16 protein-coding genes and 1 pseudogene are annotated in these 16,693 nt (G+C 67.7%); 11 read left to right on the top strand and 6 right to left on the bottom strand.

Annotated features, from left to right (window positions below):
* The first annotated feature begins 24 nt into the window (after positions 1-24).
* The 7 genes from GRI40_RS10120 (at position 25) to phhA (ending at position 6,278) form a co-directional block, all read left to right on the top strand.
* Positions 25-339 (top strand): hypothetical protein, encoded by a 315-nt coding sequence (locus tag GRI40_RS10120; protein ID WP_160611204.1) that lies wholly within the window; start codon positions 25-27, stop codon positions 337-339.
* A 93-nt stretch (positions 340-432) separates the two neighbouring features.
* Positions 433-660: a hypothetical protein gene (locus tag GRI40_RS13720; protein WP_202390181.1), complete on the top strand. Its 228-nt coding sequence runs from the start codon at positions 433-435 to the stop codon at positions 658-660.
* A gap of 14 nt (positions 661-674) precedes the next feature.
* Positions 675-1,850 carry an acyl-CoA dehydrogenase family protein gene (locus tag GRI40_RS10115; RefSeq protein ID WP_160611541.1) on the top strand — a complete coding sequence of 392 codons (1,176 nt, stop codon included), beginning with the start codon at positions 675-677 and terminating at the stop codon, positions 1,848-1,850.
* Positions 1,851-3,080 (top strand): CoA transferase, encoded by a 1,230-nt coding sequence (locus GRI40_RS10110; protein ID WP_160611203.1) that lies wholly within the window; start codon positions 1,851-1,853, stop codon positions 3,078-3,080. It abuts the gene before it with no gap.
* Positions 3,081-3,215: 135 nt separating this feature from the next.
* A complete protein-coding gene (locus GRI40_RS10105; RefSeq protein WP_160611202.1) occupies positions 3,216-4,451 on the top strand; it encodes an acetyl-CoA C-acetyltransferase in 1,236 nt (411 codons plus the stop codon).
* Entirely contained in the window at positions 4,451-5,302 is an 852-nt protein-coding gene (locus GRI40_RS10100; protein ID WP_160611201.1) for an HTD2 family dehydratase, read from the top strand. Before GRI40_RS10105 ends, GRI40_RS10100 begins: the two co-directional genes overlap by 1 nt.
* A gap of 37 nt (positions 5,303-5,339) precedes the next feature.
* Complete coding sequence (gene phhA, locus GRI40_RS10095) at positions 5,340-6,278, top strand: phenylalanine 4-monooxygenase (RefSeq protein ID WP_420006868.1); 939 nt, start codon at positions 5,340-5,342, stop codon at positions 6,276-6,278.
* 90 nt (positions 6,279-6,368) lie between these two features.
* Here phhA and GRI40_RS10090 read toward each other — a convergent pair whose 3' ends face one another.
* The 5 genes from GRI40_RS10090 to GRI40_RS10070 form a co-directional block, all read right to left on the bottom strand.
* On the bottom strand, positions 6,369-6,638 hold the full coding sequence (locus GRI40_RS10090; protein ID WP_160611200.1) for a hypothetical protein: 270 nt from the start codon (positions 6,636-6,638) through the stop codon (positions 6,369-6,371).
* A 77-nt stretch (positions 6,639-6,715) separates the two neighbouring features.
* Positions 6,716-6,970 carry a GlsB/YeaQ/YmgE family stress response membrane protein gene (locus GRI40_RS10085; protein ID WP_160611199.1) on the bottom strand — a complete coding sequence of 85 codons (255 nt, stop codon included), beginning with the start codon at positions 6,968-6,970 and terminating at the stop codon, positions 6,716-6,718.
* A gap of 105 nt (positions 6,971-7,075) precedes the next feature.
* Positions 7,076-7,885, bottom strand: coding sequence for an undecaprenyl-diphosphate phosphatase (locus tag GRI40_RS10080; protein ID WP_160611198.1), 810 nt, complete (start codon positions 7,883-7,885; stop codon positions 7,076-7,078).
* Between the two features lie 73 nt (positions 7,886-7,958).
* Positions 7,959-10,154 (bottom strand): M13 family metallopeptidase, encoded by a 2,196-nt coding sequence (locus GRI40_RS10075; RefSeq protein WP_160611197.1) that lies wholly within the window; start codon positions 10,152-10,154, stop codon positions 7,959-7,961.
* A 168-nt stretch (positions 10,155-10,322) separates the two neighbouring features.
* Positions 10,323-12,185: an ABC transporter transmembrane domain-containing protein gene (locus tag GRI40_RS10070; protein WP_160611196.1), complete on the bottom strand. Its 1,863-nt coding sequence runs from the start codon at positions 12,183-12,185 to the stop codon at positions 10,323-10,325.
* Between the two features lie 163 nt (positions 12,186-12,348).
* On the opposite strand from GRI40_RS10070, the gene GRI40_RS10065 reads away from it, so the two are divergent.
* The 4 genes and pseudogenes from GRI40_RS10065 to GRI40_RS13895 all read left to right on the top strand — a co-directional run.
* The gene (locus tag GRI40_RS10065; protein ID WP_160611195.1) at positions 12,349-13,593 is read left to right on the top strand and encodes a polyhydroxyalkanoate depolymerase; all 1,245 of its coding nucleotides are present in this window, start codon (positions 12,349-12,351) and stop codon (positions 13,591-13,593) included.
* 89 nt (positions 13,594-13,682) lie between these two features.
* On the top strand, positions 13,683-14,270 hold the full coding sequence (locus GRI40_RS10060) for an SRPBCC family protein (RefSeq protein ID WP_420006867.1): 588 nt from the start codon (positions 13,683-13,685) through the stop codon (positions 14,268-14,270).
* Positions 14,267-15,445 (top strand): zinc-dependent alcohol dehydrogenase, encoded by a 1,179-nt coding sequence (locus GRI40_RS10055; protein WP_160611194.1) that lies wholly within the window; start codon positions 14,267-14,269, stop codon positions 15,443-15,445. Before GRI40_RS10060 ends, GRI40_RS10055 begins: the two co-directional genes overlap by 4 nt.
* Positions 15,446-15,490: 45 nt before the next feature.
* Positions 15,491-15,883: pseudogene (locus tag GRI40_RS13895) on the top strand (hemerythrin domain-containing protein); the annotation flags it as partial.
* Positions 15,884-16,065: 182 nt separating this feature from the next.
* Here the strand turns inward: GRI40_RS13895 and GRI40_RS10045 are convergent.
* Positions 16,066-16,680, bottom strand: coding sequence for a DUF4126 domain-containing protein (locus GRI40_RS10045; RefSeq protein ID WP_160611193.1), 615 nt, complete (start codon positions 16,678-16,680; stop codon positions 16,066-16,068).
* Positions 16,681-16,693: the final 13 nt, after the last annotated feature.

Genomic DNA, 16,693 nt, shown 5'->3' with positions numbered 1-16,693 from the left:
CCGGTGCACCCAAGGAGCATGTCCATGAAGAAATTCGCCCTCGCCCTCGCCCCGCTCACCTTCGCGCTCGCGGCTTGCGGCGACACCGACGACGCATCGACCGCGGCCGAAGCCGACACGGTCGAAATGCCTGCTGACGAGGCGATGGCCGACGTGACGGAAGCACCGGCGGCCGACCCCACCGCCAACGCCGCGGTCGACGCCGCCGCGACTCCGCAAGCCGAAGTTTCGGCCACCCCGACCACGGCGCAGGAAGCCGGCGCCAACGCTGCTGACGTCGCAGCCCGCGCGCAGGCCGCTGCCGCGGCCGCCGAACAAGCGACCGAACAGCCGCAGTAACCGTTTCCGGCACTGCCGGCGGAATACGGCGGGCGGATCGTTTCGGCGATTCGCCCGCTTTTTCTTTTTCGTGGGCGCGGTATGCCTTGGCCCATGCCGATCGATTACCGCCCCGCCCTCGCCCTGCCGATCGCGTTGCTCCTCGCCGCATGCAGTGGGGCCGATAGAGAACCCGCCCCCGGCGCGATGACCACCGGCGAGGCCAAGGCGCTGGCCGAGGCTGCCGAGATGCTGGAGCAGCAGCGCCACGGCGACTCCGCCGCGCGCGAGACCTTGCCGGATGCCGCGCCATCGGCAACACCCGGCCCGCGCGCCACATGATGCAGGCAGGAGAGATGCAAATGAGCGGTATGGACCCCGAACTGTTCGAACAGTTCATCGAACAGCTCGAACGCTACGTCCGCGAACGCCTCATCCCGGCCGAACGCGAGGTGATCGAAGCGGACAGGATCCCCGACGCTATCGTGCAGGAAATGCGCGACATGGGCCTGTTCGGGTTGACGGTGCCCGAGGAATTCGGCGGCGCGGGGCTCAACACATCGCAATACGCGTGCGTGGTGAAGGCGATGGCCTATGCCGCGCCGGCCTTCCGTTCGATCTTCTCGATCAACGTCGGCATGTTCAATTCGGCGATCAAGAACGGCGGGACGGACGCGCAGAAGGCCGAATGGTGGCCGCGCACCGCCGCGGGCGAGATCGCATGCTTTGGCCTGACCGAGCCCGGGTCGGGTTCAGACAGCGCTGCGATGGCCACCACGGCGCGGCCCGACCCCAGCGGCAACGGCTGGATCCTCAACGGCACCAAACGCTACATCACCAACGCGCCGCACGCCTCCGTTGGCCTCATAATGGCCCGCACCGAGAAGGAAGCGCTGCCCAGGAACGCCCACGTATCGGCCTTCATCGTGCCGATGGACGCGCCCGGGGTCACGGTCGGGAGCCCGGACGCCAAGATGGGTCAGTCCGGCAGCCATATCGCCGATGTGATCCTGGAGGACGTCCACGTGCCGGGCGAGGCGCTGCTGGGCGGCGAGACGGGCAAGGGGTTCGTGTTCGCGATGAAGAGCCTCGACAACGGGCGTATCTCGGTGGGCGCGGCGGCGACCGGATATGCCCGCCGCGCGCTCGATTCCGCGCTGCGCTACGCCACGGAGCGCAAGGCGTTCGGCGAACCGATCGCCAATTTCCAGCTTATCCAGCAGATGCTGGCCGAGAGCGAGACCGAGATCTACGCCGCCGAATGCATGATGGCCGACGTCACCGCGCGCGCCGATGCCGGCGAGAACATCCTGCGCAAGGCCGCCGCGTTCAAGGTCTTCGCATCCGAGATGTGCGGCCGCGTGGTCGACCGCGTGGTGCAGATCTACGGCGGCGCGGGCTACCTTGCCGAATACGATGCGGAGCGGTTCTTCCGCGATGCGCGCATCTACCGCATCTATGAAGGCACGACGCAGATCCTGCAGTTGCAGATCGCCAAGCATATGCTGCGCGATTTCGCCGCCCAGGCCTGAATGTACCGGCTCCTTTCCGACCTCTCGATCGTCGAGGTATCAAGCTTCGTCGCCTCGCCAACCGCAGGGCTCTACTGCGCGCAGATGGGGGCGGAGGTGATCCGCATCGACCAGATCGGCGGGGGGCTCGACTACGACCGCTACATGCAGACGGCCGAAGGCCGCAGCCTGCCGTGGGAGAACCTCAACCGCGCCAAGAAGTCGGTCGCGCTGGACTTGCGCGCGCCCGAGGGGCGGGAGCTGTGCGTCGCGCTCGCGCGCAAGACCGGCCAGCTCATCACCAACCTGCCCGAAAAGAGCTTCCTCAGCCACGCCGCCGTCAGCGAAGGGCGGCCCGATCTCGTCTCGGTTCGCATCATGGGCTGGCACGACGGGCGCCAGGCGATGGATTTCACCGTCAACGCCGCCAGCGGTTACCCGCTGATGATGGGCCCTGCCGAATGGGACCACGAGACCGCGCCGCCGGTCAACCAGGCGCTGCCCGCGTGGGATTTCATCACCGGCGCATATTGCGCATTCGCCCTGATGGCCGCGCTGCATCACCGCGCCGCGACGGGCGAAGGCAGCGAAGTGCGCGTGCCCCTGGGCGATGTCGCCATGGGCACGGTGGCGAACTCGGGCGCGATGGCCGAGATGCTCTATCGCGGCGCCGACCGGGAACGGCTCGGCAATGCGATCTGGGGCGCGCTGGGTCGCGATTTCGTCAGCCGCGACGGCCGGCGGTTCATGGTCGCGGTGCTGACCCCCAACCAGTGGCAAGCGATGGTGGCGGCGCTGGACATCGCGGCGCCCATCGCGGCGCTGGAGGAGGAGGCCGGGGTCGAGTTCGCCCGGTCGGACCACCACCGTTTCGTCCACCGCGAGGCGCTGTTCGCAATCGTCCAGCAGGCCGCGGGCAGCCTCGACTATGGCGAGATTGCCGAGCGCCTGACCCGCACGGGCGCCACGTTCGAACGCTATCGCACGATGCACGAGGCCGCGACCGACCCGGTGCTGGTTGCGGACAACCCGCTGTTCGGCCCCTCGCCCGCCAACCCCAGCGGCTTTGCCTATCCGGCTGCCCGCAGCTTCGCCAACATCGGCGGCCGGCCGCGCGGCGATCCCGCCCCGGCGCCATACCTGGGCCAGCACAGCGAGGCGGTCCTGGCCGAACGGCTGGGCCTTTCCAGCGGCACGATCGCCGGACTCATCGATCGCGGCGTGGTCGCGCGCAGCGACAGGCAGCGATGATCGTCGGCCATGCGATTGCCCACGGTCCTGCGCGCGCCGCAAACGGCGACGGGCGGAAGCCTGCGCCTCTGCATCGGGACAATATGACACGTGGTCCCCGCCCCCGCCGGCCCAGCCTCATCGAAGGAAAGACACATGCCTGATAACCCGGCCCGCAGCCGCAAGCGCCGCGCCGCCATCGTCAGCCCCCTGCGCACTCCGGTGGGCAAGTTCCTGGGCACGCTTGCCCCGCTGGAGGCGGGGCAGCTCGGCGCGGTGATCCTGAAGGCGCTGGTCGAGCGCAGCGGGATCGATCCCGCCCGGGTGGACGACGTCGTGTTCAGCCAGGGCTATGGCAGCGGCGAGGCCCCCGCCATCGGGCACTGGAGCTGGCTTGCTGCCGGCCTGCCGCTAGAGGTGCCGGGATACCAGCTCGACCGGCGTTGCGGTTCCGGCCTGCAGGCGGTGGTCAACGCCGCCATGATGATCGAGGCGGGCCATGCCGACGTGGTGGTGGCGGGCGGCTGCGAAAGCATGTCGAACGTGGAACACTACACCACGCGGCTGCGCGGCGGGGTCAAGGCCGGCAACCTCGCCCTGTGGGACCGCCTGACCCGCGGCCGGCTGATGAGCCAGCCGGTCGAACGCTTCGGCGTGATCAGCGGGATGATCGAGACCGCCGAGAACCTGGCGAAGGACTATGGGATCAGCCGCGAGGCTGCCGATGCCTACGCCGTGCGCAGCCACCGGAACGCGGCCGCCGCGTGGGACGCGGGCAAGTTCGATGCGCAGCTGGTCGCCGTCGATGTGCCCCAGAAGCGAGGCGATCCGATCACCTTCGCCCGCGACGAAGGCTTCCGCGCCGACGCCAGCATGGAAACCCTTGGCAAACTGCGCGCGCTTGAAAACGGGGTCGTGACTGCGGGCAACGCCAGCCAGCAGAACGATGCTGCGGCCGCGTGCCTGGTGGTTGCCGAAGACAAGCTGGAGGAACTCGGCCTTGAACCCATGCTCTGGTTCACCGGCTATGCCGCGGCCGGGTGCGACCCCAGCCGCATGGGCATCGGCCCCGTTCCGGCGGTCGAGCGGCTGTTCGCCCGGACCGGCATCGGCTGGGACCGGATCGATCTCGTCGAGCTGAACGAAGCGTTCGCGCCGCAAGTGCTTGCGGTGCTCAAGGGCTGGGGCTGGTCGGACGACGACAGCCGCCGCGACATTCTCAACGTCAACGGATCGGGTATCAGCCTCGGCCACCCGATTGGTGCGACCGGCGGGCGCATCCTCGCCGACATGGCGCACGAGATGCGCCGGCGGCAGGCGCGCTTCGGCCTCGAGACGATGTGCATTGGCGGCGGCCAGGGCATCGCGGCGATCTTCGAACGCGCGACGTGATGAACGACTTTTCCTCATGGACCGGGCGGGAGGAGCAGCGCGGCGACCGGCTGGATCCGGCGCTCGCGGCGCGCTGGCTGGCGACCTTCGACCTCGCGGCGCAGGTCACCGGCGCGATGCCGCAGGGCATTCACTTCTGTCTCTGCACCCCCGATGCGCCGACCGCCGCGCTGGGCGCCGACGGACACCCAGCGCGCGATGAAACGCGCTGCAGTTTCCTGCCTCCGGTGCCCCTGCCCCGCCGGATGTGGGCCGCCAGCGACATCGCGTTCCTGTCCCCGATCGTGGTCGGCGCGGCGGTGGAGCGCACGTCCCGCATCACTTCGATCGCGCCCAAGTCCGGCAAGAGCGGCGAGATGGTCTTCGTGGAGGTGGCGCACGAAACGCGCGCGGACGGCGTCGCTGCCGTGCGCGAGGTCCAGACGCTGGTGTACCGGCAGGCGGCGGACCCCGACGCGCCGCTCCAGCCGCCGCCCATGGGTGGCGGCCGGTTCAGCGGTGGCGAATGGGATGCGGTGCGCGAGATCGTGCCGGGCGAGACTCTGCTGTTCCGCTTCTCCGCGCTCACCTTCAACACGCATCGCATTCATTACGATGCCCCCTATGCGCGCGATGAAGAGCGTTACCGCGGCCTCGTCGTTCACGGCCCGCTGATGGCCAGCCTCCTGCTACAGATGGCTGGCGACGTGCTGGGCGAACAGGCCCTGCGCCGGTTCGCCTTCCGCGCCATGAGCCCGGCCATCGCGGGCGAGCCGCTCCATCTCGCGTTGCGCCGGGCCGATGAAACGGTCGAGCTTGGCGCATTCGCCGGCGACGGGCGCCAGATCGTCGCGGCCACCGGCGCCGTCTGACTTTTCTTCGCGCGGCGCAGCGCTTACATCTGCAACCATGGCGACACAGGCTCTCGAACCGCAGGACTTTGCCGCGCTGCCGGACATGCCGGACGATGTCTTCACCGCGCCGCTCAGGAAGCCGGACCACGTGGGTGACGACTGGCTGGAGCCGCGACAGGCCGATTACTCCAGCGACGACGACGCGATCTGGAACGACCTGTTCGCCCGCCAGATGGACGTGCTGCCCGGCCGCGCCGCCAGCGCCTTCATGGCGGGTCTGCAGAAGCTCAACCTGAACCGGGGCGGCGTGCCCGAATTCGGCAGGTTGTCGGAAGACCTGGGCGCGCTGACCGGCTGGTCGGTGGTGCCGGTCCCGATGCTGATCCCCGATCACGTGTTTTTCTGGCACCTTGCCAACCGGCGGTTCCCCGCGGGAAACTTCATCCGCACGCGCGAGACATTCGACTACATCCAGGAACCGGACGTGTTCCACGACGTGTTCGGGCACGTGCCGATGCTGACCGATCCGGTCTATGCCGACTACATGCAGGAATACGGCCGCGCCGGTTGGAAGGCGATGCGCTATAACCGGCTAAAGGCGCTGGGCGCGCTTTACTGGTACACGGTGGAATTCGGGCTGATCCACGAAGCCGGCGGAATCAAGGCCTATGGCGCGGGCATCCTGTCCGGGCCGGCCGAAGTGGTCTTCGCCACCGAGGCGCGCAGCCCGAACCGCATCATGCTCAACGTCGACCGGGTGATGCGCACCGATTACGTGATCGACGATCTCCAGCCCACGTACTTCGTGATCGAGAGCTTCGAGGACCTGTTCCGCCAGACGGTCGAGCGGGACTTCGATCGCCTTTACCGCAACCTGGGGCCGGGGTTCACCTATGCCAACAGCGCGGTGATCGATCTCGACAACGTGGTGCACCGGGGCACGCAGGAATACCTGCTGCGCGGTGGCAGGGGCAGCGGCGCGCAGCAGGTCTGAACGCGCGCGGGCGAGCGTACTGACAGGCGGCTCACGAAAAAGCGGCCCCGGATCGCTCCAGGGCCGCCTTTGATAAGATCGTTGATCGGATCAGGTCGGGTCGGTGGTGTTACCGGCAGCCTGGTCCTGGGCTTCGCCGACTTCTTCCATCGCGTCAGCCTTGTCCTCTGCGGCGTCGGTGACGGCATCGGCCTGGTCGTCGGTCAGCTGGCCGGCGTCTTCGAGGGCTTCGGCCTGCTCGTTCACGACTTCGGCGTTCTGTTCGCCGGCGTCTTCCATGGCGTTTTCCTGCGGGCCGTCGCACGCAGCGACGGTCAGGCCGAGGGCCAGCGCCGACGAAAGGGCAATTAGCTTCTTCATTTCAGTCTTCCCCTTTTGAATTGGGGGGCCTGCATAACAAGCCGAACCCCCGGTGGTAAGCGATTTCTGCGAGACGCCTAGCGGGCCAGTTCGCGGCGCGTCAGTTGATAAGCGCCGAGCAGGGCCACGGCCCCGGCGAGACCCAGGCCGAGCGCCGTAGCCGACAGACCTTCGATGAGCGAGGTCTGGGTGACGAGCGCCGCGCCGATGAAGGTGCCGAGGACGCCGATGGCGACATTCTCGCCAACCCCGCGCGTGCCGTCGCGGCGAGTGATGATTGCAGCCAGCCAGCCGAGAATGCTCCCGACCCCGACAAGTACCAGGAGTCCCATGTTCAATCCGAAAACAAATTTAGCGTAAGCCTTGAGGACGGAAAATCGCGAGCTCGCCTTTGGTTCCTGATTTGCTTTGCTGCGGCCCGACGCCGGGCCCGCCGGTCAGGCGCTCATGAGCCAGACGATGACCCCGGTGCCGAGCGCGATGCGGTACCATGCAAAGGGCGCAAAACCATGGCGGCTGACATAAGCCACGAACAGGCGGATCACCGCGAGGGCCACGAGGAAGGCCGTGATGAATCCCGCAGCGATCTCGCCCCAGCCGATGGCCGCTTCCCCCGCCAGCAGCACCGGATCGTCGAGAATCTTCACCGTGGCGGCGCCCAGCATCGTGGGCACCGCAAGGAAGAACGAGAACTCCGCCGCCGTCTTGCGGCCGACGCCCATCGCCAGCGCGCCGAGGATGCTGGCGCCCGAACGGCTGGTTCCCGGGATCATCGCCAGGCACTGGAAGAACCCGATGGCGACCGCCGTGCGCATGGGCATGTCCGCAACGCCCGTGTCCGGGCCGGGCCGCACGGTCCGTTCCAGAACCAGCATGGCAATGCCGCCGACCACCAGCGCGATCGCGACGACCAGCGGGCTGCCGAGCATCACCTCGATCGCGTCCTTGGCCAGCAGGCCGATCACCGCGGCCGGCAGGAAGCCGGCGATGATGTTGCGGGCGAACCGCAGCGCCTCCGCCTCGCGGCGCAGGACCCCGGTGCCCATCTGCCAGAACAGCGTGCGATAGGTCACCAGGACGGCCGAAATCGCGCCGAGCTGGATGACGATGTTGAACTGGCTCCACTGCGCCGGATCGTAGCCGAAGATCGCCTGCCCCAGGATAAGGTGGCCGGTCGAGGATACGGGGAGGAACTCGGTCAGCCCTTCGAGCATGCCGAGGAGGATTGCGGTCAGTAACAGGCCCATCGGCTGCGCTCCATGACGAAAGGCCGGGGCAAGTCAAGCGACTGCCCCGGCCCGTCATGCCGCCTGCGGCGGATCACCAGATGCGGATGCGCTGTTCCGGCGGAATGTAAAGCGCGTCGTCCGGCGTCACGCCGAACGCCTTGTACCATTCGTCGAAGTTGCGGACGATGCCGTTGACCCGGTACTCCTCGGGGCTGTGGGGATCGGTGCGCAGCCGCTGGCGTGCGGCATCCTCGCGCTGCTGGGCGCGCCAGATCTGCGCCCAGGCAAGGAAGAAGCGCTGGTCGCCCGTCAGGCCGTCGATCACCGGCGCTTCCTTGCCGTTGAGCGACATGCGGTAGGCACGGTACGCGATGCTGAGCCCGCCGAGATCGCCGATGTTCTCGCCAAGCGTCAGGCGGCCGTTGACGCAGGTCTTGCCGTCATCGAGCGGGCACAGCGCATCGTACTGGGCCACCAGCGCATTGCCGAGCTTGTCGAACGCGGCGCGGTCCGCGTCGGTCCACCAGTTGCGCAGCATGCCGGTGCCATCGGACTTGGAACCCTGGTCGTCGAAGCCGTGGCCCATTTCGTGGCCGATCACCGCGCCGATCCCGCCGTAGTTCACCGCCGGGTCCGCCGTCAGGCCGAAGAACGGCTGCTGGAGGATGCCCGCCGGGAACACGATCTCGTTCTTGGTGGAGTTGTAGTATGCATTCACCGTCTGGGGCAGCATGCCCCATTCGGTGCGGTCGATGGGGCCGCCCAGCTTGGACAGCATGTCGGCATAGGCCCACTTGCCCGCCGCCATGCGGTTAGCGAGCGGCTGGCCCGGCGTGATCGCGAGCCCCGCGTAGGTTTCCAGTTCATCGCGGTAACCGATCTTGGGGTCGAACGCGGCCAGCTTGGCCATCGCGGCGGGCTTTGTCGCCGGGCTCATCCAGGCGTTTTCCTGGATGCCCACGGCCATCGCCTTGCGCAGGTTTTCGACCAGCTCGGTCATCGCCGCCTTGTTCGCAGGCGGGAAATAGCGCGCGACATACGACGCGCCCACCAGCTCGCCCAGCAGGCCTTCGGTCTCGTCGATCGCGCGCTTCCACCGCGGGCGCTGTTCCGGCGTGCCGTTGAGCGTGCGCCCGTAGAAATCGAACTGCGCCGCGTCGATCGCGCTCGGCAGCACGGCGGCGTTGGAGTTGAGGAAGTTCTTGATCGTCCACGCCTGCAGCACGTCGACCGGCGTTTCGCGCAGCAGCTTCATCATCGCCGGGGTGCCGCCGCCGATCTTGGCAACCGTCGCCGCATCGAGGCCAAGCTCTGCCACGCGGTCGGCGGTGGGCGGAAGATCGGACACGATGAAGCGGTCCGTCTCGTCAAAGCCCGATGCCTTCAGGAACGCCGCAGTCGGAAACGACGGATCGAGCGCGGCCAGCTCCGCCGGGCTCATCGCGTTGTAGGTCAGGTCGCGGTTGCGGCGGACCGCGCGGTCCCAGCTCACGTTGCGCGCGATCGCGTCTTCGAAACCATAGACCCTGGCCGCCATGGCCGCGGCATCGGCGTAACCGGCCTGGCCGAGCAGGAAGGTGAGGTATTCCCGGTACTTGGCCTGGATACCCTTACCTTTCTCGGTCGTGTCGAGATAGTAATCACGGTCAGGCAGGCCCAGGCCGCCCGATCCCACGCCGACGGAATAGCGCGTCGGCTCCTTGGCATCGACCGTCACATAGCCGCCGACCGGAGAGGGGTAGCCCACGGTGCCCCACAGGGTCGCCAGTTCGCCCAGCGTGTCCGCTCCGCGGATTTCGTCGAGATAGGGCTTTGCCGGGGCAAGGCCCGCGGCATCGATCGCGGCCGTGTCGAGGAACGACTTGTACGCCCCCACGATGCGACGCTCGTCATCGCTGAGGCTGGCCGGGTCCTTCGCGACGAGCGCGTCCACCAGCGCCTTCACATCGCTGGTCGATTTCTCGCGCAGCAGGTTGAACGCGCCGAAACGGCTGAATTCGGGCGGCAGCGGATTGGCATCGAGCCAGCGCTGGTTGGCGAAGGCGAAGAAATCGTCACCCGGATCGATTGCGCGGTCGATGCCCGCCGGATCGAAGCCCCACTTGCCGAAGCTCATCGTCGGCAATGGCGCTGCGGCGGGCTTGGCCGTCGCCGGCTTGGCATTCGCGGTAGCGGGCGTGGGCTTGGCGGTGGTCGCCTGGGCAGGCGCCGATTGGGCCAGCGCCGGTGCCGCCGCTGCCAATGCAAACGCGCTCGCGCCCAAGGCGATGAAATTCCGGATGATCATGGATTGTGCTTCCCGTTTGTCCCCGCAGATGCCGTGCAGCACCCGCACACTACCTTTGACTGCACAGCCTTGCGGCCTCGCGGTCAATGCCGTTGGTCGGCGCTCATGCCCCGTTGATAGAGTTTCCTGCCTGAGGGCGGCCTGAACGACGGATCGCGATCACGGGGATCACGCCGCTTCGGCGCCGCCGAACTGCAAGGCTGCGAGCCGGGCGTAGAGGCCCCCGTTTTCCGCCAGTACGCCGTGGCTGCCCTGCTCCACGATCCGGCCATCATCCATCACGACGATCCGGTCGGCCTGGCGCACGGTGGCGAGACGGTGCGCGATGACCAGCGTGGTGCGGTCCGCCATAAGGCGTTCGAGCGCATCCTGCACCAGGCGCTCGCTTTCGGCATCGAGCGCGCTCGTCGCTTCGTCGAGCAGCAGGATCGGCGCATCGCGCAGGATCGCGCGGGCGATCGCAATGCGCTGGCGCTGCCCGCCGGAAAGCTGCGTGCCGTTCTCGCCCAAGAAGGTGTCGAGGCCCTGCGGCAGCGCGCGCAGGAAAGCGCTGGCGTTGGCCGCCTCCGCCGCGTGCCAGATTTCCGCATCGGTCGCGCCCCAGTTACCGTACCGCAGGTTGTCGCGCGCGTTCGCGCTGAAAAGCACGCCTTCCTGCGGCACGAACGCGATACGCTTGCGCACTTCGGCCGGGTCCGCGCTGGTCAGCGGCACGCCGTCGAGACGGATCGTGCCGGCCTGGGGGTCGTAGAACCGCTCGGCGAGCTGGAAGATCGTGCTCTTGCCCGCACCCGACGGGCCGACGATGGCGACCGTTTCGCCCGGCTGCACCTCGAGCGTGAAATCGCGCAGCGCGGGACTTTCAGGCCGGGTCGGGTAACGGAAGCTGACGCCGCGGAAGCTCAGCGATCCGCGCGGCGGCACGGGCAGCGCCTCGGGCCGGGCGGGCGTGGCGATGGTCGGCTTTTCCTCCAGCAGTTCCGCCAGCCGGCTGGCCGCGCCCGCGCCCCGCAGAAGATCGCCGTACACTTCGGTAAGCGCGCCGAACGCGCCGGCCACGATGCCCGCCGTGATGACGACCGCAGCGATCGTGCCGCCGGAAATCGATCCGCTGGCCACGCCCACCGCGCCGCGCCACATCAGAAGCACGATCGCGCCGAACACGACCGCGATGATCATCGCGGTCATCGCGGCGCGGATCAGAATCCGGCGGCGGGCGGTGTTGAACGTCTGCTCCACCGCCTCGTCGAACCGGCGGCGTTCGCGGTCTTCCTGGTTGAACGCCTGGACGATCTTCATCGCGCCCAGCACTTCGGACACCATGGCGCCGATGTCGGCGACCCGGTCCTGGCTGGTCCGCGACACCTTGCGCAGACGGCGGCCGAACACGCTGATCGGGATCACCACCGCCGGGATCACCAGCATCATCCACATCGTCAACTGGGGCACCAGCCAGAACAGGTAAGCCGTGCCCAGCACCGCCATCAGCACGTTGCGCAGCGCCACCGACACGGTGGTGCCCACCACCTGTTCGATCAGCGTGGTGTCGCTGGTCATCCGGCTGGAGATTTCCTTGGGGCTGTTCTCCTCGTAGAACCCGGGCGCCAGCCGCAGGAGATTGTCCTGCACCCGCCGGCGGATGTCGGCGACCACGCGCTCGCCCAGCCAGCTCACGAAGTAGAACCGCATGGCCGTGCCCAGCGCCAGCACGACCACCACCACCGCCATCAGGCGGAACGCATGGCCGATCCGGTCCATGTCGCCGCCGCCCGAAAAGCCTTCGTCGATGATGAGCTTGAAGTAGGCCGGGATAGCCAGGGTGGCGAGCGCCGTGATGGTGAGCGCGATCAGCGCCAGGACCACGCGCCCGGGATAATGCCCGGCCTGCTTCCAGATCATCAGCAACGGGCGCACGCTGCGCGCGGCGCCCGGATCGCGCTGCTTGCGCCGGAAGAGGCCGCGCCGCCGGGGTTCGAGCGCTGGCGCCGCATCGGCGGCCGGTTCGGTACGGGGGGTGAGGCTCTCGTCCATCACCCGCGCACATAGGGCCACGAACCGCGTAAATCTACCGGATGCGGCCGGCGCCGGACCCATGTCCCCGGATTGTGCGTTGCACAACTCACCGAACCTCGGCACGATGCCGAAGTCTGGCCATACCGGCCGCTTTAAATTCCGGCGCACCAGGGGAAACCGATTGCTCTACCACGCCTACGAACTGCAACGCGCGTGGCTCACCGGGGCCAGCGCCTGGGCCTCCATCGGGGCCGAAATGCTGGCCAACCCGCGCAATCCCCTCGCGTACAATGGCATGGGCCCGATCGCGGCCAGCGCGCTGGAGGTGTTCGCGCACGCGACGCAGCCCCGCGGCAAGCCGGCATTCGGCATCGAACGCGTGACGGTGGGCGGCACGGCGCACCGCGTGACCGAGGCGATCGCCTACAACAAGCCGTTCGGCGACCTGCGCCGCTTCACCCGCGATGGTCTCCCCGCCGATGCGCCCAGGGTCCTGATCGTCGCGCCGATGAGCGGGCACTACGCCACGCTCCTGCGCGGGACGGTGGCGCGCATGGTCGAAAACGCCGACGTGTACATCACCGACTGGGCGGACGCCAAAATGGTGCCGCTCAGCGAAGGCCGGTTCGACCTTGACGATTACATCGATTACCTGATCGAATTCCTCGAATTCATCGGCCCGGGCGCCCATGTCATTGCGGTGTGCCAGCCTTCGGTGCCCGCGCTGGCCGCGACCGCGGTGATGAACGCCGCCCGCCACCCGGCCCGCCCCGCGACGCTGACCATGATGGGCGGGCCGATCGACACGCGCTGTTCGCCCACTTCGGTCAACGACCTGGCGATGGATCGGCCGATAGCCTGGTTCCGCCAGAACGTGATCGCCACCGTGCCGATGCAATATCCGGGGGGCGGACGGCGGGTCTATCCCGGCTTCCTGCAGCTTGCCGGCTTCATGAGCATGAACCTCGGCAACCACATGCTCAGCCACTACGAGATGTTCAAGCACCTCACCGTGGGCGACGAGGCGAGCGCCGAGGCGACCAAGGCGTTCTACGACGAATACCGCAGCGTCTGCGACATGAGCGCGGAGTTCTATCTCCAGACGGTGGAGGAGGTCTTCCAGAAGCATTCGCTACCCGGTGGCACGTTCGTTCATCGGGGCGCGCCGGTCGATCTCGGCGCCATAACCGACACCGCGATCCTGGCGGTCGAGGGGGAGCGGGACGATATCTCCGGCATCGGCCAGACCAGGGCGGCGCTCGACCTCGCCACCGGGCTCGCGAAGGCGAAGAAGCAGTACCTGCTGGCGGAAGGGGCCGGCCATTACGGGATCTTCAACGGCCGGCGCTGGCGCGACAGCATCGCCCCCGTGGTGGAACAGTTCATCGCCCGCCACGCGGCGCGCACGCTCAGGGCGGCTGCGTAAACGTTATCGATTAATCGAGGTTATTTTCGGAACGGACCGGCGCGCCGCAGCTTGGGAGGGGGTAGCCCCCCAACAAGACGGATGCCCGCGTGCCCGACACACCCCACCCCGCCGACGATGCGCCCGTAGCGGCGTCGAAGAACATCAAGTCCGATCGCGCCCTGCTGGAAGAGGCGGTGACGATCCGCCGGCCGGCGCAGGAACTCTACGCCTTCTGGCGTGACCAGACGCGGCTGGTCGGCGTGCTGGAAAACGTCACCGCGATCGAGCGCCTGGCGCCCGACCGATCGCGCTGGACGGTGAAGGCGCCCGCGGGCCGCGAGGTGAGCTGGGAATCGGTGATTACCGACGACGATCCCGGCCGATCGCTGACCTGGCAGTCGGCCGAAGGGGCCGATATCGCCAATTCGGGACGCATCGTGTTCGAAGACGCGGGCGAGCGGGGGACCGTGGTGCGCGCGACGATCGCCTATGATCCGCCGGCGGGCACGGTCGGCAAGCTGGTGGCCAAGCTGTTCCAGCGCGAACCCCGCATCCAGACCCGCCGCGATCTCCACCGTTTCAAGCAGCTGATGGAAACCGGCGAGATCGCCACGTCGGCCCGTAACCGCCGCGAGCGCGACGAGCGCGGCGAGGACCAGACCGAAACCACAGAGCAAGCGGAGCAAACGGCATGAAGGCCATCGCCTGGCACGGCAAGCACGACGTTCGCTGCGATACCGTCGACGATCCCGAGATCCTGAACCCGCGCGACGCGATCCTGCGGGTGACCTCCACCGCGATCTGCGGGTCGGACCTGCACCTTTACGATGGCTATATCCCGGCGATGAAGCCCGGCGACGTGCTCGGCCATGAATTCATGGGCGAGGTGGTCGAGGTGGGATCGGCCAGCACGCTCAAGAAAGGGCAACGGGTCATCGTCCCGTTCCATATCGCGTGCGGCAACTGCTATCATTGCCACAAGCACGATTATTCCGGGTGCGAGAACGGCAACCCCGCCGACAAGCAGGACGCCGGGCGCGAGGCCTATGGCCAGCCGACCACGGCGGCGTTCGGCTACAGCCATCTCACCGGCGGCTATTCGGGCGGGCAGGCGGAATACGTGCGCGTGCCGTTTTCCGACTTCGGCCCGCTGGTGATCCCCGATGACAGCATCGAGGACGACCGTGTCCTGTTCCTGACCGACATCCTGCCGACCGGGTGGATGGCGGCGGAAAACTGCAACATCAAGCCCGGCGATACCGTCGCGGTATGGGGCTGCGGTCCGGTCGGCCTGTTCGCCATCCAGTCGGCGTTCCTGATGGGCGCGGAACGGGTGATCGCCATCGACCACTTCCCGCGCCGGCTGGAACTCGCCCGCGGCTTCGGGGCCGAGACGGTCGATTTCGAACAGTCCAAGGTGTACGAAGCGCTGCAGGACATGACCGGCGGCATCGGCCCGGATGCCTCGATCGACTGCGTGGGCCTGGAAGCGCACGGCGCCTTCGCCGACAACATCATCGACCAGATTAAGGTTTCGACATTCCTCGGCACCGATCGGGCGCATGTCATTCGCCAGACGATCATGGCCACGCGCAAGGGTGGCACCGTGTCGGTGCCCGGCGTCTATGGCGGCGTGGTCGACAAGTTCCCGATGGGCGCGCTGATGGAAAAGGGTCTGACCATCAAGACCGGGCAGACCCACGTCCACCGCTACACCCAGCCGCTCTACACCGCGATCGCGGAGGGCAAGCTCGATACCACCTTCCTCATCAGCCACCGGATGCCGCTCGAAGCCGGCCCCGAAGGCTACCAGAAGTTCCACGACGAGCAGGATACCTACACCAAGATCGTCCTGAAGCCGGGAATGTAGCCGTCGATACCCGGCGGTAACAACGGAGAGCGAAGGAGCAAGGGCATGTCAATTTTCGACAAGATCGCTGCGGCGGTCATGCCGCCCGAGTCGGACGAGGATCGCGCGGAAGCACGGCGCAAGGCCGAAAGCCTGGCGACGGGCGACGATTTCCTGGCCGACGTGCTCGACCATCACCGCCAAATTGAGGCGGCATTTGCCTCCACCCTCGGCGCCAGTGACGCCGCTTCGCGCACGGCCGGGCTGAAGAACCTCGGCCTGGTGCTCACCGGCCATGCGATCGCGGAAGAATCCGTGCTTTACCCGGCGCTTGCCGACAACGGCGAAAAGGCCCACGCCGGCATGGGGTATGACGAGCAGGCGATGGTCAAGGTCGAGATGGCGCTGCTGGAAAACCTCGATCCCATGAGCAAGGAATGGACCGACAAGCTTGAGCATGTCCAAGGGGCCGTCGCGCACCACATGTACCAGGAGGAAGGCACCTGGTTTCCCGAGCTTGCCGAAGCCGTGCCCGCCGGGATGCGCCAGAAGCTGACCAGCGGTTCCGCGAGGAATACGAACGTTACGTCGGTGGCGCCAAGGCAGGGGCGCGCGCGGCCGCCCTCGCCTGACCCATTGCGTCAACCGGGCGGCGTCTCCTGCCGCCGTCCGGGACCGCGTCCGAACAGGCGGCGCAGCACGCGCCGGGCCATGAGCAGGGCCGCGACCGTCAGGGCGAAGAGGATGACCGCCACCGCCGCGGCCGCGTAGGGGTATTCATACACGCCCCACAGCAGGCCGGCCGTCGCCACGTCCTCCGCAGTGGAAACCGCCACGTTGCTGAACGGTTCGGGGCTGGTGTTGACCACCGCCCGCGTGCCGGCCTTGCCGGCGTGGGATGCGAGCGCCGCCCCGCCCCCCAGCAGGAACGCGATCGCCTGGGTGGCGGGATCGCCGGGATCGACGATAGCAAGCGCCAGAAGCGCCCCGCCCACGGGCCGCACAAACGTGTGTACCGCGTCCCAGGCACTATCCAGCCAGACGACCTTGTCGGCGAAGAATTCCGCCAGCGCGGCGATTGCGGCAACGCCCATGACCCAAGGGTTCGCCAGCACATCCAGCGCGGCAAGATGTTCGGGCAGCGGAATGGCTCCCAGCCGCATGGCAAGCCCGGTGGCAAACACCGTCAGGTAGAGGCGCCAGCCCGCCAGCAAGCTCATGCTGCCGGCGATCCCGAGGATTTCGACGATACCCATGCGGCTTTCTCCT

The organism is Tsuneonella aeria, from assembly GCF_009827495.1.
GTDB classification, from domain to species: domain Bacteria; phylum Pseudomonadota; class Alphaproteobacteria; order Sphingomonadales; family Sphingomonadaceae; genus Tsuneonella; species Tsuneonella aeria.
The sequence above is the reverse complement of the archived record's forward strand: the minus strand, read 5'-3'. Positions and strand labels throughout refer to the sequence as shown.